This window comes from Pseudomonas sp. GD03944 (assembly GCF_029839275.1).
Lineage (GTDB): Bacteria > Pseudomonadota > Gammaproteobacteria > Pseudomonadales > Pseudomonadaceae > Aquipseudomonas.
Window position 1 is genome coordinate 57,388 of record NZ_JAOCAH010000007.1, and the last position, 26,239, is coordinate 83,626.

General features: G+C 62.2%; 20 protein-coding genes. 9 read left to right on the forward strand and 11 right to left on the reverse strand.

Annotated elements, in window-relative coordinates; genetic code table 11:
• Nucleotides 1–61: 61 nt before the first annotated feature.
• The 8 genes from N5C28_RS12690 to zwf form a co-directional block, all read right to left on the reverse strand.
• A complete protein-coding gene (locus N5C28_RS12690) occupies nucleotides 62–361 on the reverse strand; it encodes a hypothetical protein (protein WP_279822726.1) in 300 nt (99 codons plus the stop codon).
• A 31-nt stretch (nucleotides 362–392) separates the two neighbouring features.
• Nucleotides 393–821: a hypothetical protein gene (locus N5C28_RS12695; protein WP_279822727.1), complete on the reverse strand. Its 429-nt coding sequence runs from the start codon at nucleotides 819–821 to the stop codon at nucleotides 393–395.
• Between the two features lie 45 nt (nucleotides 822–866).
• Nucleotides 867–1,958: a hypothetical protein gene (locus tag N5C28_RS12700; RefSeq protein ID WP_279822729.1), complete on the reverse strand. Its 1,092-nt coding sequence runs from the start codon at nucleotides 1,956–1,958 to the stop codon at nucleotides 867–869.
• A gap of 94 nt (nucleotides 1,959–2,052) precedes the next feature.
• Nucleotides 2,053–5,469 carry a toxin VasX gene (locus N5C28_RS12705; protein WP_279822730.1) on the reverse strand — a complete coding sequence of 1,139 codons (3,417 nt, stop codon included), beginning with the start codon at nucleotides 5,467–5,469 and terminating at the stop codon, nucleotides 2,053–2,055.
• 11 nt (nucleotides 5,470–5,480) lie between these two features.
• Nucleotides 5,481–6,362 (reverse strand): DUF4123 domain-containing protein, encoded by an 882-nt coding sequence (locus N5C28_RS12710; protein WP_279822731.1) that lies wholly within the window; start codon nucleotides 6,360–6,362, stop codon nucleotides 5,481–5,483.
• Complete coding sequence (gene tssI, locus N5C28_RS12715) at nucleotides 6,352–8,436, reverse strand: type VI secretion system tip protein TssI/VgrG (protein WP_279822733.1); 2,085 nt, start codon at nucleotides 8,434–8,436, stop codon at nucleotides 6,352–6,354. Before tssI ends, N5C28_RS12710 begins: the two co-directional genes overlap by 11 nt.
• A 191-nt stretch (nucleotides 8,437–8,627) precedes the next feature.
• Entirely contained in the window at nucleotides 8,628–9,146 is a 519-nt protein-coding gene (locus N5C28_RS12720) for an Hcp family type VI secretion system effector (RefSeq protein ID WP_108490538.1), read from the reverse strand.
• A 298-nt stretch (nucleotides 9,147–9,444) separates the two neighbouring features.
• Nucleotides 9,445–10,947 (reverse strand): glucose-6-phosphate dehydrogenase, encoded by a 1,503-nt coding sequence (gene zwf, locus N5C28_RS12725; RefSeq protein ID WP_279822734.1) that lies wholly within the window; start codon nucleotides 10,945–10,947, stop codon nucleotides 9,445–9,447.
• Nucleotides 10,948–11,061: 114 nt separating this feature from the next.
• On the opposite strand from zwf, the gene hexR reads away from it, so the two are divergent.
• From hexR to N5C28_RS12750, 5 genes are all read left to right on the forward strand, one after another.
• A complete protein-coding gene (gene hexR, locus N5C28_RS12730) occupies nucleotides 11,062–11,928 on the forward strand; it encodes a transcriptional regulator HexR (protein WP_279822735.1) in 867 nt (288 codons plus the stop codon).
• Nucleotides 11,929–12,085: 157 nt separating this feature from the next.
• Nucleotides 12,086–12,298 (forward strand): transcriptional regulator, encoded by a 213-nt coding sequence (locus N5C28_RS12735; protein ID WP_279822736.1) that lies wholly within the window; start codon nucleotides 12,086–12,088, stop codon nucleotides 12,296–12,298.
• 327 nt (nucleotides 12,299–12,625) lie between these two features.
• Entirely contained in the window at nucleotides 12,626–13,084 is a 459-nt protein-coding gene (locus N5C28_RS12740; protein WP_279822737.1) for a 2Fe-2S iron-sulfur cluster-binding protein, read from the forward strand.
• A gap of 13 nt (nucleotides 13,085–13,097) precedes the next feature.
• Complete coding sequence (locus N5C28_RS12745) at nucleotides 13,098–15,341, forward strand: xanthine dehydrogenase family protein molybdopterin-binding subunit (RefSeq protein WP_279822738.1); 2,244 nt, start codon at nucleotides 13,098–13,100, stop codon at nucleotides 15,339–15,341.
• 136 nt (nucleotides 15,342–15,477) lie between these two features.
• Nucleotides 15,478–17,661: a patatin-like phospholipase family protein gene (locus N5C28_RS12750; protein ID WP_279822739.1), complete on the forward strand. Its 2,184-nt coding sequence runs from the start codon at nucleotides 15,478–15,480 to the stop codon at nucleotides 17,659–17,661.
• 154 nt (nucleotides 17,662–17,815) lie between these two features.
• On the opposite strand, the gene N5C28_RS12755 is transcribed toward N5C28_RS12750, so the two are convergent.
• Nucleotides 17,816–18,745, reverse strand: coding sequence for a LysR family transcriptional regulator (locus N5C28_RS12755; RefSeq protein WP_279822740.1), 930 nt, complete (start codon nucleotides 18,743–18,745; stop codon nucleotides 17,816–17,818).
• Between the two features lie 245 nt (nucleotides 18,746–18,990).
• Between N5C28_RS12755 and N5C28_RS12760 the strand changes: the two genes are divergently transcribed.
• Together N5C28_RS12760 and oadA are read left to right on the forward strand one after the other, a co-directional pair.
• On the forward strand, nucleotides 18,991–20,406 hold the full coding sequence (locus N5C28_RS12760; RefSeq protein ID WP_279822741.1) for an acetyl-CoA carboxylase biotin carboxylase subunit: 1,416 nt from the start codon (nucleotides 18,991–18,993) through the stop codon (nucleotides 20,404–20,406).
• Nucleotides 20,407–20,417: 11 nt separating this feature from the next.
• On the forward strand, nucleotides 20,418–22,226 hold the full coding sequence (gene oadA, locus N5C28_RS12765) for a sodium-extruding oxaloacetate decarboxylase subunit alpha (RefSeq protein ID WP_279822743.1): 1,809 nt from the start codon (nucleotides 20,418–20,420) through the stop codon (nucleotides 22,224–22,226).
• 78 nt (nucleotides 22,227–22,304) lie between these two features.
• Here oadA and N5C28_RS12770 read toward each other — a convergent pair whose 3' ends face one another.
• Nucleotides 22,305–22,985, reverse strand: coding sequence for a GNAT family protein (locus tag N5C28_RS12770; protein WP_279822744.1), 681 nt, complete (start codon nucleotides 22,983–22,985; stop codon nucleotides 22,305–22,307).
• Nucleotides 22,986–23,017: 32 nt separating this feature from the next.
• A complete protein-coding gene (locus N5C28_RS12775; protein ID WP_279822745.1) occupies nucleotides 23,018–23,650 on the reverse strand; it encodes an FMN-binding negative transcriptional regulator in 633 nt (210 codons plus the stop codon).
• A gap of 106 nt (nucleotides 23,651–23,756) precedes the next feature.
• On the opposite strand from N5C28_RS12775, the gene N5C28_RS12780 reads away from it, so the two are divergent.
• Entirely contained in the window at nucleotides 23,757–25,220 is a 1,464-nt protein-coding gene (locus N5C28_RS12780; RefSeq protein WP_279822746.1) for a PLP-dependent aminotransferase family protein, read from the forward strand.
• Nucleotides 25,221–25,286: 66 nt separating this feature from the next.
• Nucleotides 25,287–26,195: a glutaminase B gene (glsB, locus tag N5C28_RS12785; RefSeq protein WP_279822747.1), complete on the forward strand. Its 909-nt coding sequence runs from the start codon at nucleotides 25,287–25,289 to the stop codon at nucleotides 26,193–26,195.
• Nucleotides 26,196–26,239: the final 44 nt, after the last annotated feature.

A 26,239-nucleotide genomic window follows, 5' to 3' on the forward strand; every position in this document is an offset into this window, starting at 1 on the left:
GAGCACCTGCCGGCAGGCTCCCGCTCTGTGACGGGAGCTTAGGAGCCAGCTGCTATTTCCCTTACCAGATTGCTTGATTCAGGCGCTGGTCGGCACTGTTTTTCCAGCTATGAAGCACTTTCTTGGCGCCGAGTATTCCAATGACACCCACGGGTACGAAAGGTACACAGCCAATGATGAAAAGGATGGCCCCCAGTTTGGTCTTGTCGATTATGACCAGCAGCATGCCAACGACATTCATCAAGAGAAAGGGCAGCATCCAGACAAACAGCCCCTCATAGTGAGGTTCACTGCTGATCCAGATCACCGCGAGCAAGTGAATAAAAGCGCCCAGCGGCATTTTGAAATCCAGTTTATTCATAGGTTCTTCCTTGAGTGGGGTGGCGCGAGGCCTATCCAGAGATGGAGGATGCTGACGAAGGGAGTGGCTCATTCGTAGCGGCCGGGTTAAGTACCAGCTGCAGAAAGGGAATAGAGGTACGGCGAGCGTTCATCAATGCAAAAAACGCAATGCTGATTCCAATGCAGACAACACTGGCAACAGCACCATAGATAATTGATAAAACTACAGTGGTAGCAAAAAGCACCATGCCACCAATGGCCATTATCTTGCCAATACCGCCCGCCCCATCTATCTGTGCCAGTAGCTTATCGCGCTCTGCTTCCTGCAACTGAAGCTGTGAATGGCATTTCGGACAGGTCAAATGACCGCCTTGCGTCAGTTGGCCAACTTCTTCAAAGCTCAGCTCTTGAATAAGCTCGCAGTTTGAACAGGTAAAATCGGCATGTTTATAAGGCAGCACCTCGGTTTCTGTTGTCATCACTTCTTCCTTTTTACTCGCTGCTGCTGCAGCAGTAGGATTCCGTTAGTTATTCCTGAGTTCTGCGCAGGCTTCCGCGAAGCCAGTACCTTTTGCCATTTTCGCCTGCACCTGCTGGCTCGCGCGTTTCAGCGCTTCGCTGGGCTTGGCCCATTGTTCGGATGGTAACGGTTGCGACCATTTTTGCATTTGTTCTGGCAACTCCGGGCGACCACCGCGGCGGCTCCATTCAGCGATCCAGTACGGCAGCTTCCAGAATGTCAGCACCCGACGTGCGTACCACCAACGAAGCGGCCATAGGGTCCTGGCACGAAACCCCATTTCTTCACGTTCTTTATCGCTGAGCTCGGAACCACTTCCTTCTAGCCCACAACGACGTCTTACAAAGTATTTTTCAACGTCAAAGTTATGCAGCCCTTCATAGGGTAAGTTCTGCTGATCCAGTATCGTTTGATCAAGCTCAAACCAGCGGGCATAGACGTCCGGTTGCTCTTGCCCTATCCCGTCTTCCATATAGCTGCGAATTGCTTCCCACATGCCGAGGCTGTGAGCAGCGCTGGGCATCGCCCACTGCAAGAACAGGATGTCCTCATCTTTACCCTGCTCCAGACCCAGACCAAAGGTGTGCATGCGGGTAGCGCCGTACTGGGTAACCATCTGTGTCGTTGAGACCCAGGCCACCACCTGCTCCCACGGAACGATGACTACCTTGTTGTCGCGTTTGTGGTCGATGTAGCAGGCTTCTCGGCGCTGACGGTTGAAACGCATCGGGAACTGTTTTGCCAAGGCCTTGATGTCAGATACAAGCCAATAAACAACCAGCGCTAAGAGTGCTGAACTCACCGTCGCGAATAATGCGCTTACGTTGAAGATTGTTTTGAAGACCTGCCAGTAATCACGGATTATGTGATCAGGTGTGAAGGCCATTAAAAGCAGCGTGAGACCCACCGGAAAGAATATTGCTAACGCAATGGTTATCCATATCGGCACAGCAAGCTGTTTTCCCTGCTCGATTGTTCCTTTATTAGTCCCCCCAAGCTCAAGATAAACATCGTTTCGTTCGGAAAAGCTACTTCGCCCCAATGCGGGCTGTCCGGTTGGCATGGGAAGGGGTGAAACGAACAGGGTTTCGGTCATACCCTGTTGGCGTATTTCACCCGCTTGAGGTCGAGTATTCAGATTTAGTACTGATGGTTGGCTGTCGGAAGACTTAGACCTTCGACGAAATAGCTTACTGAGCATTAGATATAGCCAGCTCTTCTAGTAATAGTACTTGTGGTGGTGCATTTTTTATTTCTGAAGGAATGGTTTTTGTTGCCTTGTAAGGGAACATTCCTATGGATGGCGCGATGTAGCTGCGATGACTATTTATATGTAGGTTGTTTATGATGAAGGCTGTGTCATGCATCGTCCCTTGCACCTCATTCAACTGATAGCTGATAACAATAGTCATATTTTGTAATTTGCTGAATAATAATTTATCCACTGGTAACGCCACGGTCAATGCTTCATCACCTTTGCTTTTGAGGTAGGCCTGCCCGGCCCAGCGTTTAGAGCGGTCCCTAGAAACGGCAGGTGAAGCCCAGCGCTGTCCAGCGATAGGGGCTAGAGTTTCATTTTGAAATACCTTGATGCCAACTATTCGACTATTAACTTCCGTAGTGCGTACGCCCGGCAAAGTTAGCAAGAATTCGGAGCGCTGCTCTGCATGATGTAGCTTACATGATGGCTGTTGAACAATTCTGGCCAGCGCAAGCCAACTTTCTTCCAGCGACTGTGGTTGTGGCTTGATGCCCCATATGCCGCTCTGCATCCATCGTTTAAGCGCGTCCAGGTTGTAGTAGTTATATAGCCCCTCCCCGACCAATTGCAGCGCTGTACCGATTAAGCCAATGATGTTTGCGCGTGCCGCGACGCTTAGCAACATTGGACTTCTGCTCGCCCACGCCATGGCACGTAGCTGAGCAGGGGCCTGTCTCGCAGCTTGGCTGATTTGATAGGTACGCTGCAGCGCCCAAACGTTGGTACCTACTAGGGTTGCATCACCAGCCAGTTGTATTGTTGTGGCTGCCAGCGCGCCATTGTTTCCCTCCGTCAGAGCGTCGCCCCATTGATTGATATGCTTAACTGCATCCGTTCCTGCTGCAACTCCTCCTAAAAAGAATGCACCTTTTCCTAGTGTTGCAGACCATCGCCCAAGAGAGCTCATTGCGTTTAGTTTGCCTGCGGCACTGCCCATCTGCATAATTCTCGCCTGCAATACAGAGGCAGCAACTCCTTGACTTGCTGCCGCACCACTTGATGCCGCTTTGATAAAAGCATCTGCCACGTTGAAAATAGCAGTGCTATCAACACTCTCCTGCTTAAAAAGATCAGTAACAGCACTTACTAAGTTACTTAATTGGAAGTAAAAAACTACACCAGCGATCAGATTGCCCTTGTTAGTCGCTGCCGCATTAAATCCTGATCTGAAGGTTCCGGTGTTACGGAAATCACGTGCAGCATTTTGCATTTCTGTTGCGGTCGCGGCGTCCATGCCATCAAGTACCGTGCCGATTTTTCCAGGTGTACCAGCTGCCGGGCTGAGCGAGCCTGCCAAGCGCTCTTCCAGCGGGATTAATTCGATACGGATCTGGGCAATTCGCTGATCGAATCGACCTTCTGAACCAAGTGGTTCCAGATCGACTGCCTGGCGGGCCAGTGATGTCCGCCGGGCGCGGTAGGCCTCATTTAGCTCTTTGCGCAGTGCGATCGCATTGTCGCGTTGAGCGGCATACTGTTGCAGCTCTGCAGGCGTTGCGGCTCGTACGGTCAAGCCTGAGTTGGCAAAATCTCTGAGAAGGCGTACATGGGAGGCTGGTCCAGTATTACGTATGAAGTCGTTTGGATTTACAGCCTCGTTCCGCAAGAGGCGGTGTTGTGTGCGCTCCCATTCATCGGCCATTTCTAGCTGAGCGGCTGGGCTGTATGCGTGATCCAGTAATGTCTGCAAACCTGCAAATTGGCTCTGCAGGTTGGCGAAGTTCGGCAGACTACGGCTGACTAGCCCATTAAACTGATTGGCCAAGCTATTGATGTCTGCTATCGAACCTGGGGCGTCGAGGGCATTTATCGTCAGTTGAGTAAGGTTGGCCAGATTTTCGGCTGATTTCTTCTGATCAGCCAAGCTCAGGGTATCGAGGCCTGTAACCAGAGGTAGCAAGCTTTTATCAAGGTATTTTGCTAATTTTTCGGCATCTTCTGGCCTGCTGCACAACTCCCGTACGCAAGCAAATTCGGTCTCAAGCCGGTGTTTGATCTGACTGTCGCTGTTGAAATCATAGAACCAGGCAGCTCGGTGAAACAGGCCTTCGGTCACCATGCCCAACCGATCGCCACGAACGCGGTCGAGAATACCGTGCCAGTGTTGGAGCAAGAACTGGTGTTTTTCGACGAAGGCCTCCATCTCAGGACGCTTCACCAAATCGTTAATTCCGCGTGAACCCAGTCCTCGGCCGGTCAGTTCCCGCCAGGATTCTATCCGCAGTTCGTTGATGGTCGGTCGATGGCGGCGATGCAATTCGGGACCCAGCGCATCGTACATTTCCAGCGTGGCTTGGTCGGTTGGTTTCAGGTTTTTCTGCTGGCGCAGGAAATCTGGTGTACCGGCATAGAGGCTTGGCCCATGGGTGTTAACGGCTTTGATATAGGCGTATATCTTTTCGCGCTGATACTCGTTGGTTTCGTCCAGTAGCGCTTGGTATCGAGGATCAACAGTGGCCATGGCTCTGACCTTCTGCTCATCTACAGCGTACAGCGAATGCAGGTAGGTGCCGGTGATATAACGCTGTTGGGTGTCGTCGTCGGCACTCCATTCTCCGATCCAGTCGATCACTTTTTCCTGGTAGGCGCGTAGGTCGCGTAACACCCCGATATCGTCACGGACGACCAGAAACAGGTGATTGTTCTGGTATTCAGGTACGACCTGAGCGGTCAGTTCTCCAATGACCGTGTCACGGTACAGCGGTTGATCCTCCCAGACGTAGGGCTGTCCTTCTTCATCGGAGGCACCTTCAGGCAACGCCTGCACGCGCAGGTTGAAGCGCTCGGCGACTTCGGCCACTGCCTGTTCGGTCTGTTGGCGGGTGAGTAGGTGGGCACCGCCGCTCGGCCCGGCATTAGCGAGATTGACATGTTGCATGTAGTGCTCGCGTTCTGCCTTGCCGGCTAGTACCTGCGAACATTTGCGAGCGGTCCACTGGATTTCCGAGTACGCCACGTACAGCGCGCTGCGGCGAGAGAAGACGATGGGCTCGCTCGTGGTACTGGTACGGGTATCTGCAGTAGCTTCGGCACCTTTCCATAGCAGTTTGGTTGCCCTGCCATTTTCCACACGGTATTCATGCAGATAGCCGGTACGTTCGTCGATGATGTACAGGTAGCCGTCGCGCATCAGGCGCACGCCTATCGGGCGGCTTTTTATTTGGCTCTGAAGCGGCAGACTCATACCGGTCGGTGTGTGGTGTTGAACCAGACCGTAGCGTAGCGGGATCAGTTGTAGCGAGCTTTTCATCAATGGGCAGACGCCGACAGGGGAGCAGGCATCGGTGCTGTCCAGTGCCATCGCGGCTAGGTTGGCGTCCTTTGGTGTGGCTGTATGTGCGGTCATCTGGTCCTCCGTTACCACGTGCTAGCACGTTGCTGGGCAAGCTGGGCAGCGTGTTCCAGTCGCTGCGTGGGTGTTTCGTTCGAGGCAGTATCGAGCAGTTGCGCCAGATCCGGGTGTTCACGGAGGGCGTTGTCGCCAAGGTAGCCGAACAGGTTGGCGTACAATGTGATTTCTCTTGCGGAGCTGAAACCTCGCTTATAGGCCTCATCGGCCAGCGCACGGACTTTCGCCATTCGCTCCGTGTGTGCAGCGCCCGCCCCGTAAGCAGGAAAGTGGCGGCGCATGTGTTCACTTAGGCCGAGTATGGTCTGGCGAAAACTTACTTCGGCAAGAGCATTCTCCTCAGTTTCGCTCAGCTGATAATGGTGCTTGTAATCAGGCTGCATGATGTCCCCTGGGCGCCTGTGTTGGTGCCAGGTGATACTCAAAGCATCCGCTATGCAGCATTGTTCAACAGGTCCCAGGAGATAGGTGCCCCGCCGTGTTTCAGTCTGTGCCAGCAAGGCGTTCATGACCGCGGGATCAGCTAATCGCAGCATGACTGGATCACCATGCTCTGGTTGAACGCAGACCAGCCAACGCAGGTGTTTAATGATGTTCGCCTGACTTTCTGTGCTGAAGATCAGATAACCCCACTCGTCCTCTGCATGTTCGAGGAATTGGGTGAGTGCTGGATCATGTGGCCCACTCAGGCGAATCAGGCACGGTGATACGTCAGCGAGTTCAGCCCATCGGGTTTCCAGGTAGAGCATCTCGAACTGAGGGTTCTCCGACCACTCATAGAGTTTCCTGGAGAGCCCTTCAACGCTAACGCCGTCCAGCAGCAGATAAGCATCCGTGTTCCAGGGCAGGTCATTAGGTAAAACGGATAGCGGTGAATGTTTACTGTGCATCGTTTTTCCGTTTGGCGGCTTCACAGATGGCACACAGCGGTTTCTTCTGCATCAACGCCTGCCGCTGAGCCGGAACTAATAGCTCACCCGCCTTATCCGCATCCGCCGGCTTCACCTGCCCAGGCAACACCGGCGCCGCTCCCGTCCCATTCCCCGGTGCACCACCGGAGTTGATCTTGATGTTGGGGCCGACGAGGGTGATGCCGCCGGCGTCGAGTTTGATGAAGCTGCCGCCGCCTTTGAGGGTCAGTTCGCTGCCGGCTTCGAGGACGACTTTCAGGCCGCTGGACAGGTGGATTTCCTGGCCGGCCTGGATGAATTGGCCGTTGCCCAGTTTGATGTGCTGGCTGTCGCCCACGGTGAGGTGGTCATTGGCTTTCACTTCGACCTTGCGGTCGGCGTGGGTGGTGCGGTGTTCTTCGGCCTTGAAGCGGCTGTAGCTATTGGCTTCGACGGTGTCGTGGCGTTCGTGGCCGACGCGGATTTTCTGATCGTTCTCGATGTTCTCGTCCCAGTCACGCTGGGCGTGGACGTAGATCTGCTCGGCGCCCTTGCGGTCTTCGATGCGCAGTTCGTTGTAGCCGCCACCGCCCGGACTGCTCAACGTCTTGAACACACTGCGGGTCTTGTTGGCCGGCAGGTCGTAGGGCACCACGTGTTCGGCGTGGTACAGGCAACCGGTTACCAGCGGCTGGTCGGGATCGCCTTCGAGGAAGGTGACCAGTACCTCCATGCCGATGCGCGGGATGGTGATCGCACCATAGCGGTCGCCGGCCCAGCTGCTGGATACGCGCAGCCAGCAACTGGTCTTTTCATCGGCCTGGCCTTCGCGGTCCCAGAAGAATTGCACCTTGATGCGGCCGTATTGATCGCAGTGGATTTCTTCGCCAGCCGGGCCGGTGACAACCGCACTCTGGCTGCCGAGGATGCGTGGTTTCGGGTGATTCAGCGGTGGCCGGTAGATCACTTCCCAGGGCGTGGCGAGGAAGCGGTTGCGGTAGCCCTGCTGGAAATCATGGGAGGCCTCGTCCTCCGCCTGTTTGTCGGCCGGAGAAAGCAGCGAACCCAGCGACGGCAGGTTGAGGACGGATTCCTCCAGCACCTGGGGCTGCTTGCCTTCGTGCAGCACTTCGGTGAGCAGCCACATCTGGTTCCACTCCGCGCGCGGGTGGTCGGTCAGCTCCAGAAAATGGCCGCACACCAGGGTCGGCGAGTCGCCGTCGCCGCTGGCGCGCTCGAAGTCGTGGCGATGCCGCTCTAGGGCGCGCTTGGCCAGGTGTTTGCCCCGTTCGCGGTCGGTGTAGCGGCCCGGGTAGTCGTAGTCTTCGAGTTTCGGCTGGATGCCGTCTTCAGACTTGGCTTCCAGTTGCAGCTTGGGTTTTTCGAAGTTGTAGTCGCGGCGCGTGACGTCGCTGGTGCGGGTTTCCACGCGCACGCCGAAGTGCTTGATCACCGGGTCGTCCGCCACCATGCCGGTGTCCTGCTGGTAGGGCAGTGGCGCCAGGCGCGGGAAGACGGTCTGGTCGTCGCCAAAGGTCAGGAGGTGACCCTCGGTGCTGTGCTGGAAGTGGTAGTGGATACCTTCTTCCTCGCACAGGCGCTGGATGAAGTGCAGGTCGGATTCGTCGTACTGCACGCAATACTCGCGCTCGGGGTAGATCGAGCCGAGTTGGAATTGGTAGGCGTTGGCCTGGATGCCGTGCTCTTCGAGCACCTGGCTGATGATCTTCTCCACCGTAAGGTGCTGGAAGATCCGCTGGTTGGTGCGATGGGCCAGGTAGGCCAGTTGCGGAACGAGGGTCAGGCGATAACGGGTCAGGCGTTTGCCGGACTCACCCTGGGCGATGCGGTGGATCAGGCCGTGGATGCCGGCGCCGTTCTGGTCGAAGGCGAGGAATGCGCGCTGGTGCAGCAGGGGCTCCAGCTCGAGGTCGGGACGTTCGCTGACCAGCTCCAGTTCGAATTCGAAGGGCTGGCTGATCGCCTCGCGGCCTTTGAATTCCAGGATTTGCAGGTCGTGTTCGACACCCTCGATGCTGAGACTGAAATGCGTCTGGTTGGCCTGGGCGAACATTCGTTGTTCCTCTTCGATCATTCCGTGATGGGCGCATGGCGCGTTCCAGGTTGTAACCGACTCGTCCGATGCGTGCTGGCAACGGTCGAGGTTTTCGGCAAGCGGGCGGCACGTTGGGTGCGCCGGTTACCGAAACGCAGCGGCCAGGACGATGCCTGGCCGCTGTGACTTCACACGAACTCAGCCAGTAATTAGGCGGAGATCGGGGTACGCCAGTCGTCGGAGCCGGAAGTACCGGAGACTTCGTGGGTCCAGACGATTTTGCGGTAGGTGAAGTAGACGTCTTCCAGGTGAGTGAAGTGCGACATGTTCGGGTCCTGGCAGTTCGGCATGCGCGACTGCACGTCGACGATCACGGCGTCTTCCAGTTCGATGGTGAAGTAGTGCTCCTGGGTACCGGTGGAGGAGGTGCGGTACCACTCCAGACGGCACTTGCTCAGACGCTCACCGGAGGTCAGGGAGTTGAAGATCAGCGGCGAGGACTTGTCGAAGACCTTGGTGATCATCAGCGGCTTGTGAACGCGCTGGCCAGTCGGTTGGCCGGATTGCGGATCACGCGGGATGATGACCTGATGGTTGAAGGCTTGAACCAGAATCTGGTCTTCATGACCTTCCTGGAAGATGTTGCCGACCGAGTCCTCGGTGAAGGTGCCAGCGGTGATCAGACCTTGTTTGGTGCCTTCGAGGGACAGATACGCGGGTGTTGGCATGAGTGCTCTCCTTGCCTGGGTCATGGATCGGATGTGATCCGGAGCCAGGGTTATAGCGATTAGCATGCCATCTATAAAAATCCTTTATTTATCAGATATATAGGTTATTTAGTCGGCGCGGGCTCGGTCAGAACGTGCAGGCATCACATAAAAGTGCGTAATTTCTTGCGCATGTCTGCGCAAGAAATTGCATATCCGCTGGAGGTTCATAGCCGGCGTGGTGTGAGTCAGCTTATCCACAGAGTTACCCACAAAGGCATGTGCAACAAGTTGCGCACCTCCTCTGTGGATAACGCCGTCACTCGCTGTCCGGCACGTCGTGCCAGTGGCGGCGATGCTGCTCGAGAAGGATTTCCGCCTGTTCCGGGCCATTGCTGCCGGCGGCGTAGGGGCGCGGGCTCTGGTAGTGCTGGTGCCAGCCTTGCAGGATCGGGTCGACCCACTGCCAGGCGGCCTCGACTTCGTCGCGCCGCATGAACAGGGTCGAGTCGCCTTCGATCACGTCGAGCAGCAAGCGCTCATAGGCATCCCAGCGACGCTGTTTGTTGAAGGCCGTGGCCAGGTTGAGGTCGAGTTCCACCGGCTCCAGGCGCATGCCCTTGCCCGGGTTCTTGGCCATCAACTGCAGGCTGATGCGTTCCTCGGGTTGCAGGCGGATCAACAGGGCGTTGGCCTCGCCGTCGCCGAACAAGCGGTGCGGCACCGGTTTGAACTGGATGAGGATTTCCGAGGTTTTCTTCGCCAGGCGTTTGCCGGTGCGCAGGTAGAACGGCACGCCGGCCCAGCGCCAGTTGTCGATTTCCACCTGGATGGCGACGAAGGTTTCGGTGTCACTGTCGTTGTCGACATTCTTCTCGAAGTAATAGGCCGGCACTTCCTGGCCGCCGATCTTGCCGGCGGTGTACTGGCCGCGCACGGTCTTGTCCTGCACATCGAGCCCGGAGATGGGCTTGAGGGCCTGGAGAATCTTCACCTTCTCGTTGCGCACGGCCTCGGCGTCGAAGCGCACCGGCGCTTCCATGCCCACCAGGCAGAGCAGTTGCAGCAGGTGGTTCTGCACCATGTCGCGCATGGCGCCGGCGTTGTCATAGTAGGCGCCGCGGTTTTCCACGCCCAGGGTTTCGCAGACGCTGATCTGCACGTGGTCGATGTGCCCGGTGCGCCAGATCGGCTCGAACAGCGCGTTGGCGAAGCGCAGGGCCATCAGGTTCTGCACGGTTTCCTTGCCCAGGTAGTGGTCGATGCGAAACACCCGCGACTCGTCGAATACCGCACCGATAGCGGCGTTGATCGCCCGGGCGGATTCCAGGGAATGCCCAATCGGCTTCTCCAGTACGATGCGCGCCTTCGGGCCAGCCAGGCGGGCGACGTTCAGGTGCGAGGCGATGTCTTCGAACAGGTCCGGGGCGGTGGCCAGGTAATAGACCCGCACCCGCTCGTCGTGGGTGCCCAGGTGCCGGGCCAGGCGGCCGAAGTCGGCGCTCTGCCCGGCGTCCATGGCGAAGTAGTCGAGGCGCGCGGCGAAGCGCTCCCAGGTCTCGTTGTCGAAGTCGCTGCGGGCGACCTGCGCCCGGCAGCGGCGTTCGGCCAGTGCCTGGTAGGCGTTGCGGGTATGGGGGCTGCGGGCGAGGGCGATGATGCGCATGTCGGGGTGCAGGCGACCGTCGCGGTGCAGGTGGTAGAGCGCTGGGAGCAGTTTGTGCAAGGCCAGATCGCCTGTGCCGCCAAACACCAGCATGTCGCAAGGAATGCTCAAAGCAGGAACTCCGACTCGGTTTAACCGTGCGAGGGGCTCGGCCATGTAGTATAACTACAAGGTCACTACAGCCCGGCGTGCCCCCGATCATAACCGAGACCTCACTCGGATGAGGGCCCGCAAGCGGATTCGATACTTTTTTCAGCCGAGCCTATCTCCGTGAATTTGTTGCAGCACATTGCCCAGTCGCGTCATTTACTTCGCAAGTCGGAACTCAAGGTGGCCGACCATGTGCTGCTGGACCCGGCTGCGGTGATGCACAGCTCCATGGCCGAGCTGGCCCACAGCGTCGGCATCAGTGAACCGACCATCGTGCGCTTCTGCCGGGCCATCGGCTGCAGCGGCTTCCAGGACCTCAAGCTGAAGCTCGCGCAGAGCCTGGCGGCCGGTGCCAGCTTCGGCCAGTTCGCGATCCATGAAGACGATTCGGTGGCCGATTTCAGCCTGAAAATCTTCGACACCACCCTGCACACCCTGATGGAAGTGCGCGAGAAGCTCGACCCCCTGGCGTTGCAGCAGGCGATTGCGGCCTGTGCCCATGCCCAGCGAGTGGAGTTCTATGGGTTCGGCGCCTCCGGTGCCGTGGCGGCGGACGCCCAGCACAAGTTCTTCCGCCTGCTGCTGACCGCCGCGGCCTACTCCGACCCGCACATGCAGGCCATGTCGGCGGTGACCCTGCGTCCGAGCGACGTGGCGATCTGCATTTCCCAGTCCGGCCGTTCCAAGGACCTGCTGATCACCGCCAACCTGGTGCGCGAAGCCGGCGCCACCCTGATCACCCTGTGCCCGAGCCAGACGCCGCTGGCCGACCTGGCCACGGTCAACCTGGCCATCGACGTGCAGGAAGACACCGAAATCTACACCCCGCTGACCTCGCGGATCGCCCACCTGGTGGTGATCGACGTGCTCGCCATGGGCGTGGCGATGGCCCGTGGCCCGAGCCTGGTCAACCACCTGAAGAGCGTCAAACGCAGCTTGCGCAGCCTGCGCCTGTCGCCCAAGTCCCTCCGCAATACGGAGGAGTAGGGGCAAGGCTGAAAGGGCGGTAAGGCAGGGCGCGATCAATCTGCTGGCACCGCCCGACCGTTCGCACCCTGTCACCGGTTTTTCATCCCCGTGCCGTCAAAGCGTCATGCGGCTGGCTGAAGCTGTTACTCCCGTTGTTCAGCCTGGGAGTCAGAACATGCCTCACTACTCGGATGAATCACTGTCGCACGTCAACACCGATGCCAAAGCCCGCCGCAAATTGCTCGATCAGCGCCGCATGGCCTATCGACGCGCCATCGAGAGTTACGCCGAGCAACGTCAGTTGCAGCACGAGCTGGCCGATTACCCCGATCTGATCGCTGCCAGCCAGCGAGGGGCCGAACAGGCGCCGCAGCGCCGCGTTGCCTGATCCCCGGCCCGGGGCTGGTGCGGCATCTGCCGGGGCATGGGTGATGCCCTGGCCAGGTCGCGCACCAGCCTGTCACCGCGAGCGATTCGCATCCACGCCGCTGGGCTTGCACGATCCTGTCGATTCATTGCCCGATTCTGTTTGTCCGTCTGCCGCCCGGTGACAGACCCCAGGGCGCCCTCTACATTGCTGGCTGCACCCTCGCGCGCCTGTCCCGTGCCCAGCCTCCCGGTTGAGCAGCACTGCACCGTGTGGGAGGGAAAACCGTGAAGCGCCGGTCACCGTGCCGGATACCAGAACACCATCCTGAAACAAGGTGGGCAGACCATGATTACCCTCAACCTCAATGGCAAGGACCATGAGCTCGACGTGGCTGACGATATGCCGCTGCTCTGGGCCCTGCGCGATGTCGCCAATCTGACCGGTACCAAATACGGCTGTGGCATGGCGCTGTGCGGCGCGTGCACGGTCACCGTCGACGGGCAGCCGACCCGCTCCTGCATCACGCCGGTTTCGGCGGTGGTCGGCAAGCCGATCACCACCATCGAGGCGGTGGGCGAACAGGCCGTGGGCAAGGTGGTTCAGGAGGCCTGGCGTCGGCTCGACGTGGTGCAGTGTGGCTACTGCCAGTCCGGCCAGATCATGGCCGCCACGGCGCTGCTTAGCAGCAACAAGGCCCCGACCGACGCCGACATCGACGCGGCCATGGGCGGCAACATCTGTCGCTGCGCCACCTACGTGCGCATCCGGGCAGCCATCCACGATGCTGCCAGCCAGCTGGCCTGAGGGAATCGACACCATGGGCAAGATCGAATCCGCCGAGACCCTCGGCGCAGGCATCCTCAACGTCAGCCGTCGTGGCTTCCTGAAGGGCAGCAGTGGCCTGGCCCTGGGCTTTTTCCTGGCACCGCTGATGCGTGGCGGCGAAGCGCTGGCGGCGACCGCCAGCCAGCCGTTCGGCCCCAACGCCTTCGTGCGCATCGACGGCGACGGCATGGTAACTGTCCTGGCCAAGCACCTGGAAATGGGGCAGGGCAGTTACACCGGCCTGGCCACGTTGCTCGCCGAAGAACTGGACGCCGACTGGGACAAGGTGCGCGTCGAAGGCGCGCCGGCCGACGTCAAGCAGTACAACAACAACGCCTTCGGCCCGATGCAGGGCACCGGTGGCAGCACCGCCATGGCCAACTCCTGGGAGCAGATGCGCAATGCCGGCGCCAGCGCCCGGGCCATGCTGGTGGGCGCGGCCGCCCAGCGCTGGGGCGTGCCGGCCAGCGAAATCAGCGTCAGCGAGGGCGTGGTCAGCCATGCCGCCTCGGGGCGCAAGGCCGGCTTCGGCGAGCTGGTCGAGGCCGCTGCGCAACTGCCCGTGCCGCAGCAGGTACAGCTCAAGGACCCGAAAGATTTCAAGCTGATCGGCAAGGTCGAGCTGCGCCGCAAGGACAGCCGTGACAAGACCGACGGCAGCGCGATCTTCACCCAGGACTTCAAGCTGCCCGGCATGCTGGTGGCCGTGGTCGCCTACCCGCCGCGCTTCGGTGGCGTGCCGCGTTCCGTGGACAGCAGCAAGGCCAAGGCCGTGCGCGACGTGGTCGAGGTGGTGGAATTCCGCGACCTGCCCCATGGCCGCGCGGGTGTCGCGGTGCTGGCAAAGAATACCTGGGCCGCCCGTCAGGGCCGCGATGCGCTGGTGATCGACTGGGACGAAAGCAAGGCGTTCACCCTCGGCAGCGAGGAAATCCTTGCCCAATACCGAGAAAGCGCCAGCCAGCCCGGCATTCCGGCGACGCGCACCGGTGATGCAGAGGCGGCACTGGCCGCGGCGGCGAAAACCGTCGAGGCGGAGTATGAGTTCCCCTACCTGGCGCACGCGGCGATGGAGCCGATGAACTGCCTGGTGAAGCTCTCCGATGACCGCTGCGAAATCTGGAACGGCGAGCAGTTCCAGACCGTGGACCAGGCCATTATCGGTGGCTACCTGGGCCTGCCGCCGGAGAAGGTGTCCCTGACCCAGCTGTACGCCGGTGGCAGCTTCGGCCGTCGCGCCGGCTCTCGCTCCGACTACCTGGTGGAAGCGGTCGCGATCACCCGGGCGGCCCGGGCGAAGGGTCACGACGTGCCGGTGAAGATGGTCTGGACCCGCGAGGACGATACGCGGGGCGGTTACTACCGGCCGATGTTCGTGCACCGTGTGCGGATCGGCCTGGATGAAGCTGGCACGCTGCAGGCCTGGCACAACCGCCTGGTCGGCCAGTCGATCATGGTCGGTACCTCGATGGAGCCCGTCATGGTCAAGGGCGGCATCGACCACACCTCGGTGGAGGGGGTGTCCAACCTGTCCTACGCGGTGCCCAACTTGCAGGTGGAATTGAGCACGCCGACCAATATTCAGGTGCCCGTGCTGTGGTGGCGCTCGGTGGGGCATACCCACACCGGCTACGTCGCCGAAACCATGATCGACGAAGCCGCAGTGGCCGCCGGCAAGGACCCGTACACCTTCCGCGACAGCTTGTTGGAAAAACACCCGCGTCACCGTGGTGTGCTGAAACTGGCCGCCGAACGAGCGGGCTGGGACAAGCCCCTGGCGCCGGGGGCCAACGGCGAGAAACGCGGTCGCGGCATCGCCGTGCACGAGTCGTTCGGCTCGTTCGTGGCGCAGGTCGCCGAGGTCACGGTAAAGGCCGATGGCAGTTACCGGGTCGACCGCGTGGTGTGCGCGGTGGATTGCGGCATCGCCATCAACCCGGATGTGATCCATGCGCAGATGGAGGGCGGCATCGGCTTTGCCCTGGCGGCGGCACGGCATGGCGCCATCACCCTGAAGGAAGGGCGGGTCGAGCAATCGAACTTCCATGACTTCCAGGTGCTGCGCATCAACGAAATGCCGAAGGTCGAGGTGCACATCCAGCCGTCCGGGGAAAACCCGACCGGCGTCGGTGAGCCCGGTGTCCCGCCGCTGGCGCCGGCGGTGGCCAACGCGCTGTTCGCGGCCACCGGTGTTCGCCTGCGCAAGCTGCCGTTCCCGGCGCAGATCACGGCGTGAGCACCGGCCGGGCCGTTCTGTGAGCGGTCCGGCCGCGTCGATGAGTCTGTAACAGGGTGCGCATACCCAGGGGTTGAAAGGACGGAGGCGGCCTATAATGGCCGCCTTTCCCGCTCCTATCCGCCAGGGATGTGCCATGCGTCGTCTGCTCTGCCTGCTGTGTCTGCTGTTTCCCCTTGTCGGCCTCGCCCAGCAGGCCCAGCCGAAGGTTGGCCTGGTGCTGTCCGGCGGCGCGGCCCGTGGCCTGGCGCATATCGGTGTGCTCAAGGCCTTGGAAGAGCAGGGCGTGCAGGTTCACGCCATCGCCGGCACCAGCATGGGCGCCGTGATTGGCGGGCTCTATGCGTCCGGCTATTCGGTCGCCGAGCTGGAAGAGCTGGCGCTGACCCTGGATTGGCGCCAGGTGCTTTCCGACGACCCGCCACGGGCCGACGTGCCGTTCCGGCGCAAGCAGGACGACCGCGATTTCCTGATCAAGCAACGCCTGAGTTTCCGTGACGACGGCAGCCTGGGGCTGCCGCTGGGCGTGATCCAGGGCCAGAACCTGGCGCTGCTGCTGGAGCGTCTGCTGGTGCGCAGCAGCGACACCCGTGACTTCGACCGCCTGCCGATCCCGTTCCGTGCCGTGGCCACTGACATCGCCAACGACGAGAAGGTGGTGTTCCGCAGCGGGCACCTGCCCCAGGCGATCCGCGCCAGCATGTCGATTCCGGCGGTGTTCGCCCCGGTGGAGGTGGACGGGCGGCTGCTGGTCGATGGCGGCATGGTCGACAACATCCCCATCGGCGTGGCCCGCGACATGGGCGTCGACCGGGTGATCGTGGTCGACATCGGCACCCCGCTGAAACCGCGCACGGAGCTGCTCACGGTGGTCGATGTGCTCAACCAGTCGATCACCATGATGACCCGCCGCAACTCCGAGGCCCAGTTGGCCACCCTGCGGCCGGAGGACCTGCTGGTGCAGCCGCCGCTGGCGGCCTACGGGGTCACCGATTTCGGGCGCGCCGAACAGCTGATCGACGCTGGCTACCGCGCGGCCAAGGCCCTGGATGGACGCCTGGCCGAACTGCGTGTCAGCAGCGGCGGCAATCCCGCGCTGGCCCTGGCGCGCTCGCTGGAGCAGCGGGCGCCGTTGATCACGGCGATCGATGTGGAAAATGACTCCAAGATCGGCGACGAAGTAATCCGTCGCTACATCCGCCAGCCCCTTGGCGAGCCACTGGACATGGATCGCCTGCAAAAGGACATGGGCACGCTCTACGGCCTGGATTATTTCGAACAGGTGCAGTACCGGGTGGAGCATGGCGAGGCGGGCAATACCCTGGTGATTAATGCCCGGGAAAAACGCTCCGGGACCGACTACCTGCGCCTGGGCCTGAACCTGTCCGATGACTTCCGCGGCGACAGCGCCTTCAACCTCGGCGCCAGCTACCGCAAGAACGGTATCAACCGCCTTGGCGCGGAGTGGCTGACCCGCCTGCAGCTGGGCGATCGGCAGGAGCTCTACAGCGAGTTCTACCAGCCGCTGGACGCCGGCTCGCGCTGGTTCATCGCCCCCAGCCTGCTGGCCGAGGCGCAGAACGTCGAATCGATCCTAGATAACGACCCCATCGCCGAATACCGCCTGCAGCGTTACGGCTACGGTTTCAGCCTGGGCCGGCAGATCGCCAACAACGGCGAGCTGCGTTTCGGCGTCGGTCAGGCCTGGGGCGATGCGGAAGTACGGGTCGGCGAGCGCGACCTGCCGAGCTTCAGTTTCAGCGAGGGCTTCTATGAGGTGCAGTACGCCTTCGATACCCTGGACGAGGTCAACTTCCCCCACGAAGGCGAAGACATCAGCCTGACGCTGCGCCAGTACGAACCGGGCCTCGGCTCGGACGAGCGCTACCGGCAGTGGCACATCAACCTCGACAAGGCGTTCAGCCACGACGCCAACACCTGGGTCATCGGCGGGCGCTACGGGCGCACCCTGGATGACGCCGAAGTGGTGACTTCCAGCTACCTGCTTGGTGGCGCGCGGCAGCTGTCCGGCTTCCGTCAGGATGCACTGTCCGGGCAGAACATCAGCCTCGGGCGCCTGGTGTACATGCGGCGCCTGACCCAGCGCTCGTTCCTGCCGCTGGATTTCCCTCTGTATCTCGGCGCGTCGCTGGAGCGCGGGCGGGCCTGGAACAACGACAACACCTTCGACAGCGGCTACATCAACGCGGCCAGCATCTTCCTCGGCTACGACACCCCGCTGGGCCCGCTGAACTTCAGCTACGGCGTCAACGACGAGGATGAAAAGGCGCTGTACCTGAACCTGGGGCGCAATTTCTAAGTCACCGACAGGAACGCCATTTTGTAGGAGCGGCTGGGCGGCAATCCGATTGCCCGCGAGCTCGGCGGTTTGTGCCCCCCGGCGCAGGATTAGGGGCGATTGAAAAGCTCGCGGATAAATCCGCTCCTACATGGGCGATGGCGTGAGCAGGGAGCTAGAACCGCTCCGCCAGGGTGCTGATCTGGCTACGCTGGCTGCGCACGAAAGCGAAGAACGCCTGGGCCACCGGCGACAGGTATTTGCCCCGCGGGTGCACCACGCACCAACTGCGCAGCAGCGGCAGCTCGGCCACCGGCAGCTCGCGCAGCACGCCGCATTCCAGCTCGCGGCGTACGGCGTGGCGTGGCAGCAGGGCCAGACCCAGGCCGGCGATCACCCCTTCGCACTGCCCCTCCATCGAGCCCACTTCCAGAGTCTGGGCGAAATGCGCGCGTTTCTGGTGGCAGTACTCCTCGCAGGCCCGGCGGGTGCCGGAGCCCTGTTCGCGCACCAGCAGCGGCCAGGCGGTGAGGTCCTGCAAGGTCAGTTGCTCCTGCTGGCACAGCGGGTGGTCGGGCGGGGCGACGGCGATGATCGGGTTGTTCAGGAACGGCAGAAACTCCAGGGACAGCTCCGAGGGCACCAGGGACATGATCAGCAGGTCGTCGCGGTTGGCGCTCAGGCGTTTGACCGCCTGGGCATGATTGACCACCACCAGTTGCAGGCTGACTTCCGGGTATTCGCGGCGAAAAGCGGCGAACAGGTGGGGAACGAAGTACTTTGCGCTGGATTCCACCGCCAAGCTCAGTTGCCCCTGCAGCGACCCTTGCAGGTCCGCCAGCTGCATGTCGAGGCTTTCCAGGCGGCCGAAGATATCCGCGCTGGCCCGCTGCAGCGCTTCAGCCGCTTCGGTCAGGTACAGCTTCTTGCCCACGTAGTCGAACAGTGGCTGGCCGAGCAGCTCTTCCAGCTGGCGAATCTGCAGGCTGACCGCCGGCTGGGTCAGGGCCATCTCTTCGGCAGCGCGGCTGTAGGAGCGCTGCTGGCACACCGAGCGGAACACCTGGAGTTGACGCAACGTCATGCGCATCAATGACTTACGCATTGAGACCTCGTATCGCGGAAAAATCGAGACCGGCTCAAGGACCGGTTATGCCAGCATGCATAAGCTTTGACTTATAGCCAATCAAATAATTATTGATTTTGGGTAATTCGTTGTCCGGCGTAGGGTGATTACGCGACCACTACATGCGTAGCGGTCACACGCCGACCGCCTTGCGAGACCAGTACCTGCTCTGTTCTCGCTGGCCAATGGTCGTCAGTCTGTTTACTGGGCCGAGGACAGCACCCGTGATCAAGAAAATCCTGATTGCCAACCGTGGCGAGATTGCCGTCCGCATCGTGCGCGCTTGCGCCGAAATGGGCATCCGCTCGGTGGCGATCTACTCCGATGCCGACCGCCACGCGCTGCACGTCAAGCGGGCGGACGAGGCACATGGCATAGGCGCCGACCCGCTGGCCGGCTACCTGAACCCGCGCAAACTGGTGCACCTGGCGGTGGAAACGGGCTGTGACGCCCTGCACCCCGGCTACGGTTTCCTGTCGGAAAACGCCGAATTGGCGGAGATCTGCGCCGAACGCGGGATCAAGTTCATCGGCCCGAGCGCGGAAGTGATTCGCCGCATGGGTGACAAGACCGAAGCCCGTCGCAGCATGATCAAGGCCGGCGTGCCGGTGACCCCCGGCACCGAAGGCAACGTGGCGGACATTGCCGAGGCCCTCACCGAAGGTGACCGCATCGGCTACCCGGTGATGCTCAAGGCCACCTCCGGCGGCGGCGGTCGCGGTATTCGCCGCTGCAACAGCCGCGAGGAGCTGGAGCAGGCGTTCCCCCGGGTGATCTCCGAGGCCACCAAGGCCTTCGGTTCGGCCGAAGTGTTCCTGGAAAAATGCATCGTCAACCCGAAGCACATCGAGGCGCAGATCCTCGCGGACAGCTTCGGCAACACCGTGCACCTGTACGAGCGTGATTGCTCGATCCAGCGCCGCAACCAGAAGCTCATCGAAATCGCCCCCAGCCCCCAACTGACCCCCGAGCAGCGTGCCTACATCGGCGACCTGGCGGTGCGCGCCGCCCAGGCCGTGGGTTACGAGAACGCCGGCACCGTGGAGTTCCTGCTCGCCGAGGGCGAGGTGTACTTCATGGAGATGAACACCCGGGTGCAGGTGGAACACACCATCACCGAAGAAATCACCGGCATCGACGTGGTCCGCGAGCAGATCCGCATCGCTAGCGGCCTGCCGCTGTCGATCAAGCAGGAAGACATCCAGTACCGGGGTTTCGCCCTGCAGTTCCGCATCAACGCCGAAGACCCGAAGAACAACTTCCTGCCCAGCTTCGGCAAGATCACCCGTTACTACGCGCCCGGCGGCCCCGGCGTGCGCACCGACACGGCGATCTACACCGGCTACACCATTCCGCCTTACTACGACTCGATGTGCCTGAAGCTGATCGTCTGGGCGCTGACCTGGGAAGAAGCCATGGACCGCGGCCTGCGGGCACTGGACGACATGCGCGTGCAAGGGGTTAAGACCACCGCCGCCTACTACCAGGAAATCCTGCGCAACCCCGAGTTCCGCAGCGGCCAGTTCAATACCAGCTTCGTCGAGAGCCACCCGGAACTGACCCAGTACTCGATCAAGCGCAACCCATCGCACCTGGCACTGGCCATCGCCACCGCCATCGCCGCCCACGCCGGCCTGTGAGGAATCGAACAATGTCAAAGAAAATCACCGTCACCGATACCATCCTGCGCGATGCCCACCAGTCGCTGCTGGCCACCCGCATGCGCCTGGACGACATGCTGCCGATCTGCGAGAAGCTCGACAAGGTCGGCTACTGGTCGCTGGAAGTCTGGGGCGGCGCCACTTTCGACGCCTGCGTGCGCTTCCTCAAGGAAGACCCGTGGACGCGCCTGCGCGAACTGCGCAAGGCCCTGCCCAACACCCGCCTGCAGATGCTGCTGCGCGGACAGAACCTGCTCGGCTACCGCCACTACAGCGACGACGTGGTGCGTGCCTTCGTCGCCAAGGCGGCGGGCAACGGCATCGATGTGTTCCGCATTTTCGACGCCATGAACGACGTGCGTAACCTGCGCGTGGCCATCGAAGCCGTGAAGGCCTCGGGCAAGCACGCCCAGGGCACCATCGCCTACACCACTAGCCCGGTGCACACGGTCAAGGCGTTCGTTGCCCAAGGCAAGGCCATGCAGGCCATGGGCATCGACTCCATCGCGATCAAGGACATGGCCGGTCTGCTGACCCCCTACGCCACCGCCGAACTGGTGCGTGCGCTGAAGGACGAAATCGACTTGCCGGTGTTTATCCACAGCCATGACACCGCCGGCATGGGCTCGATGTGCCAGCTCAAGGCCATCGAGGCCGGTGCCGACCACATCGACACCGCCATCTCCAGCATGGCCTGGGGCACCAGCCACCCGGGCACCGAGTCGATGGTCGCCGCGCTCAAGGGCAGCGAGTTCGACACCGGCCTGGATCTGGCCCTGCTGCAGGAAATCGGCATGTACTTCCATGCTGTGCGCAAGAAGTACCACCAGTTCGAAAGCGAATTCACCGCCGTGGACACCCGCGTGCAGGTCAACCAGGTGCCGGGCGGCATGATGTCCAACCTGGCCAACCAGCTGAAAGAGCAGGGCGCGCTGAACCGCATCAACGACGTGTTCGCCGAGATTCCGAAAGTGCGCGAAGACCTCGGTTTCCCGCCGCTGGTGACCCCGACCTCGCAGATCGTCGGTACCCAGGCGGTGTTCAACGTGCTGGCCGGCGAGCGCTACAAGACCATCACCAACGAGGTGAAGCTCTACCTGCAGGGCCGCTACGGCCTGGCGCCGGGCAAGATCAACGAATCCCTGCGCAAGCAGGCTATCGGCAGCGAAGAAGTCATCGACGTGCGTCCGGCGGACCTGCTCAAGCCGGAAATGGCCAAGCTGCGTGAGGAAATCGGCGCCCTGGCGACCTCCGAAGAAGACGTGCTGACCTACGCCATGTTCCCGGACATTGGCCGCAAGTTCCTCGAGGAGCGCAAGGCCGGCACGCTTACCCCGGAAGTGCTGCTGCCGATCCCTGAAGCAGGCGGTGTGGCCGCGGCTGGTGGTGAAGGCGTGCCGACCGAGTTCGTGGTCGATGTGCACGGCGAGAGCTACCGCGTGGACATCACCGGTGTCGGCGTCAAGGGCGACGGCAAGCGCCATTTCTACCTGTCCGTCGATGGTATGCCGGAAGAGGTGGTGTTCGAGGCCCTCAACGACTACGTCGCGGGCGCCGGCGGTGGCAAGCGCAAGTCGGCCAGCGCACCGGGTGACGTCAGCACCAGCATGCCGGGCAACATCGTCGATGTGCTGGTGAAAGAGGGCGACACCGTGAAAGCCGGCCAGGCCGTGCTGATCACCGAGGCGATGAAGATGGAAACCGAAGTTCAGGCACCGATCGCCGGTACCGTGAAGACGGTACACGTGGCCAAGGGCGACCGGGTGAATCCGGGCGAAGTGCTGATCGAGATCGAGTGACGACCGGGCGGCTGCATGCCGGGCATGCAGCCGCCAGCAACGAGCAAGTCCCCTGGGGAGCCGCAAGGCTCCCCTTTTTTATGGGGCGCGCAGTTGCTCCAGGGTCTGCCGTTGCCGGCCTTGCGCATCGAAGTTCGACGGCGCCAGCCAGCGCTCGAAGGCGCCCCGGTAAAGCGGCCATTCGCTGTCGAGCAGGGCGAACCAGGCGGTGTCGCGGTTGCGGTCCTTGATCACCATGTGCTGGCGGAACAGGCCCTCGTAGGTGAAGCCGAAGCGCTCGGCCGCGCGCCGCGAGCGGGCGTTCTGCGCGTTGCACTTCCACTCCAGACGGCGGTAACCAAGGCGGAAGGCGTGGTCGGCGAGCAGGTAGATCGCTTCGCTGGCCTGCACGCTGCGTTGCATCACCCGGCCGTAGCAGATGTTGCCGATCTCGGTGCTGCCGTGGGCCGGCACGATATTCAGGTAGCTGAGCAAACCCTGGGCCTGACCGCTGGCCTGGTCGATCACGGCAAAGAACAACGGGTTGTCGGTGGCTGCGCAGCTGGCGAGCCAGGCATCGAAGGTGCTGCGCTCGGCGAACGGGCCGTAGGCCATGTAATCCCAGAGCGCCGGATCGCTGCCGGGGCCCTGCAGGGCGACCCAGAGATCATCGCCATGGCGCGCCGGATCGAGCGCCTCCAGGCGCATGTACTGGCCGTGCAGGGTGTCACGGCCGGGGGCGGCGGAAGTTTGCCAGCGGAGAGGCGGTTCGTGGGGCATGTCGGGCTCCTGTAGTTGAGGGCTGCTCGGAGTCAGCGCAGGCTGTTCATCAACTCGGCCATCGCCTGTTCATTCGGCGCGTGGCTGGCCGCCAGACCTTCACGAACACCCTCGCGGTTGCGCGGTGCATGGTTCTGGCTGAGCTTCCATTTGCCCTCCAGGCGCGCGATCGGCAGGGCAAAACCGACGACGGCGCGCAGCATGGCGTCGATGTACTCGGCCGGGGCCTCGTCCACGGACCAGGGCTGGGCACGGCCCTGTTCGTGGTGCTGGCTGAGGCGGCCGACCAGGTCGCGCAGACGCTGCGGCTCATCGAACACCTCGGCCTGGCCGTAGGCGTGCACCGCCACGTAGTTCCAGGTCGGCACCGCCTTGTGGTCCTCGGCCTTGCTCGGGTAGTAGCCTGGGCTGACGTAGGCCGAGGCCCCCGGGAAGATCACCAGCACCTCGGCGCCGTTGGCCAGGCTTTTCCAGTGGCTGTTGGCCCGGGCGAAATGGCCGAACAGCGTGCCCTGGGGACTGGCCTGGCGGTCCAGCAGCAGCGGCAGGTGACTGGCCTGCAGGCCCTGTTCGTCCTGGGTGACGAGGATCGCCAGCGGGCTGCTGTCAATCTGGGTCTGAATCTGCTCGAGGTCGTCGACCCGAAAGGCGGCTGGTGAGTACACGGCGTTTCTCCGGTGGGATTCATCCATGCTAGGTGTGGAAATGGTTCTGTGTAAGAGCCATTACGGGTTATTTTGAAGGAGCCAATTCAGCCTCGGGCGCTACGCCATGACCCTCAAACCGACCTTGTCCCTGGAGCCGGCCGGCATCCGCCTCGACCCGCGCAAGGGCCTGGCCCAGCAGCTCTACCAGGCGTTGCGCGAGCGCATTCTGGACGGCCGTATGGCCAGTCGCATGCGTCTGCCCGCCAGCCGAGACCTGGCCCGAGCGCTGGGGGTGTCGCGCAATACCGTGGTACGCGCCTATGACCAGCTGTATGCCGAGGGCTTCATCGATGGTCGCATTGGTGATGGCACCTACGTGGCGGCGTTGGGCGAGGGCGTACCGGCCAGCCCGGAGCGGGTGCCGGTACCGATTCCCGAACCGCTTCGCCAGCGTCTGAGCCTGTATGGTCCTGGTACGCCACGCGAGGGTCCGCCGCTGGCGTTTCGCCTGGGCCTGCCGGCCATGGACCTGTTCCCCTTCGACATCTGGGCACGGCTGCAGGCGCAGTTCTGGCGCTCGGCCAACGCTCAGCAGCTCGGCTACGGCAATCCGGCCGGCGAACCGCGCCTGCGCGAACTGATCGCCGCCTACCTGCGCAACAGCCGGGGGTTGCGCTGCACGCCGGAGCAGGTGGTGATCACCAGCGGTGCGCAGCAAGCGATCAGCCTGTGCACCCAACTGCTGGTGCAGTCCGGGGATGGCGTGGCGCTGGAAAGCCCCTGCTACCGAGCCGCGGCCCAGGCCTTTGCCGTGGCCGGTGCGCGCCTGTGCGGTGTCGAGGTGGACGAGGACGGCATGGACACCGCCCGGCTGGAATCCCTGAGCGATTGCCGGCTGGCCTATGTCACGCCCTCGCACCAGTACCCCACCGGCGTCACCCTATCCCTGGCGCGCCGCCTGGAGCTGCTGGACTGGGCGAGCCGTCGCGAGGCCTGGATCATCGAGGACGATTACGACGGCGAGTACCGCTACAGCGGCTCGCCGCTGGCACCGTTGGCATCCCTGGATCAGCAGGGGCGGGTGCTGTATGTCGGCACCTTTTCCAAGGTGATCTTCCCGGCGCTGCGTCTTGGCTACCTGGTGGTGCCGCCGGTACTGGTCAAGCCCCTGGCGCAATTGCGGGCACTGGGCATGCGCCATTCCGATATCGGCAGCCAGATGGTGCTGGCCGACTTCATCGCCCAGGGCCATTTCCAGCGGCACATCCGGCGTATGCGCCGCGCGGCGAGGTTCAGGCGCGATGCCTTGCTCGCCGGATGGCCGGCGGACCTGGCGGGCGCACTGCCCGAGGTGCAAGCCGGGCTGCACGTGTGCATGCCCCTGGAAAGCCCGGCGCGGGAGCAGGTGCTGATGCGCCAGGCCGCTGCCGTCGGCGTGGAAGTCAGCGGGCTGAGTGATTTCTGGCAGGCGCCGGTTGTCGAGCAGGCACCGCGCGCGGGTCTGGTACTGGGTTTTGCCGGGGTCGACGAGCCCCAGATCGAGACCGCCCTGGCGGCCTTGCGGGGCGCCTGGCGCCAGGGCGTGTGATGGTTGCAGCGGGCTGAGCGTCTAGCCCTGCAGAGCGCAGCGTTCGCGCACACGGTGAGTCTCGGCATGCAGAGTCTGTTGAACGAAATCCTCGAAGAAGTCCGGCCCCTGATCGGCCAGGGCAAGGTCGCCAGTTACATCCCGGCACTGGCCGATGTCCCGGCCAACCAGCTGGCGATCGCCGTCTACGGCAATGACGGCGAGGTGTTCTGCGCCGGCGACGCCTACACCCCGTTTTCCGTGCAGAGCATCTCCAAGGTGTTCAGCCTGGTGCAGGCGATCAACCATTCCGGCGAGGGCATCTGGGAGCGCCTGGGCCACGAGCCCTCCGGCCAGCCGTTCAATTCGCTGGTGCAGCTGGAATTCGAGCGCGGCCGGCCGCGCAACCCGTTCATCAACGCCGGCGCCCTGGTGATCTGCGATATCAACCAGTCGCGCTTCGCCGCGCCGCCGCTGTCCATGCGCGACTTCGTGCGGCGGCTGTCCGGCAACCCGGAGATCGCCATCGACACCAAGGTCGCCGAGTCGGAGTACCAGCACCGGGCGCGCAACGCGGCCATGGCCTACCTGATGCAGGCCTTCGGCAACTTCCACAACGATGTCGAGGCGGTGCTGCGCAGTTACTTCAGCCACTGTGCGCTGCGCATGAACTGCGTCGACCTGGCGCGCGCCTTCAGCTTCCTGGCCCGCGACGGCTATTGCCAGCACAGTGGCGAGCACGTCCTCAGTGCGCGCCAGGCCAAGCAGGTCAACGCGATCATGGCCACCAGCGGGCTGTACGACGAAGCCGGCAACTTCGCCTACCGCGTCGGCCTGCCGGGCAAGAGTGGCGTGGGCGGCGGTATCGTCGCCGTGGTGCCCGGGCAGTTCAGCGTGTGCGTGTGGTCGCCGGAGCTGAACGCCGCCGGCAACTCCCTGGCCGGCATGGCCGCGCTGGAATTGCTCAGCCAGCGGATTGGCTGGTCGGTGTTCTGAGTGATGGGGTATGGTCGGGGACCGGCGCTGGTGCCGGAGCCCAT

Bases quoted from the DNA above. Each gene is read 5' to 3' on its own strand.
- N5C28_RS12690 (WP_279822726.1), bottom strand. From the start codon at position 361: ATGAATAAACTGGATTTCAAAATGCCGCTGGGCGCTTTTATTCACTTG.
- N5C28_RS12695 (WP_279822727.1), bottom strand. From the start codon at position 821: ATGACAACAGAAACCGAGGTGCTGCCTTATAAACATGCCGATTTTACC.
- N5C28_RS12700 (WP_279822729.1), bottom strand. From the start codon at position 1,958: ATGACCGAAACCCTGTTCGTTTCACCCCTTCCCATGCCAACCGGACAG.
- N5C28_RS12705 (WP_279822730.1), bottom strand. From the start codon at position 5,469: ATGACCGCACATACAGCCACACCAAAGGACGCCAACCTAGCCGCGATG.
- N5C28_RS12710 (WP_279822731.1), bottom strand. From the start codon at position 6,362: ATGCACAGTAAACATTCACCGCTATCCGTTTTACCTAATGACCTGCCC.
- tssI (WP_279822733.1), bottom strand. From the start codon at position 8,436: ATGTTCGCCCAGGCCAACCAGACGCATTTCAGTCTCAGCATCGAGGGT.
- N5C28_RS12720 (WP_108490538.1), bottom strand. From the start codon at position 9,146: ATGCCAACACCCGCGTATCTGTCCCTCGAAGGCACCAAACAAGGTCTG.
- zwf (WP_279822734.1), bottom strand. From the start codon at position 10,947: ATGGCCGAGCCCCTCGCACGGTTAAACCGAGTCGGAGTTCCTGCTTTG.
- N5C28_RS12735 (WP_279822736.1), top strand. From the start codon at position 12,086: ATGCCTCACTACTCGGATGAATCACTGTCGCACGTCAACACCGATGCC.
- N5C28_RS12740 (WP_279822737.1), top strand. From the start codon at position 12,626: ATGATTACCCTCAACCTCAATGGCAAGGACCATGAGCTCGACGTGGCT.
- N5C28_RS12745 (WP_279822738.1), top strand. From the start codon at position 13,098: ATGGGCAAGATCGAATCCGCCGAGACCCTCGGCGCAGGCATCCTCAAC.
- N5C28_RS12750 (WP_279822739.1), top strand. From the start codon at position 15,478: ATGCGTCGTCTGCTCTGCCTGCTGTGTCTGCTGTTTCCCCTTGTCGGC.
- N5C28_RS12755 (WP_279822740.1), bottom strand. From the start codon at position 18,745: ATGCGTAAGTCATTGATGCGCATGACGTTGCGTCAACTCCAGGTGTTC.
- oadA (WP_279822743.1), top strand. From the start codon at position 20,418: ATGTCAAAGAAAATCACCGTCACCGATACCATCCTGCGCGATGCCCAC.
- N5C28_RS12770 (WP_279822744.1), bottom strand. From the start codon at position 22,985: ATGCCCCACGAACCGCCTCTCCGCTGGCAAACTTCCGCCGCCCCCGGC.
- N5C28_RS12780 (WP_279822746.1), top strand. From the start codon at position 23,757: ATGACCCTCAAACCGACCTTGTCCCTGGAGCCGGCCGGCATCCGCCTC.
- glsB (WP_279822747.1), top strand. From the start codon at position 25,287: ATGCAGAGTCTGTTGAACGAAATCCTCGAAGAAGTCCGGCCCCTGATC.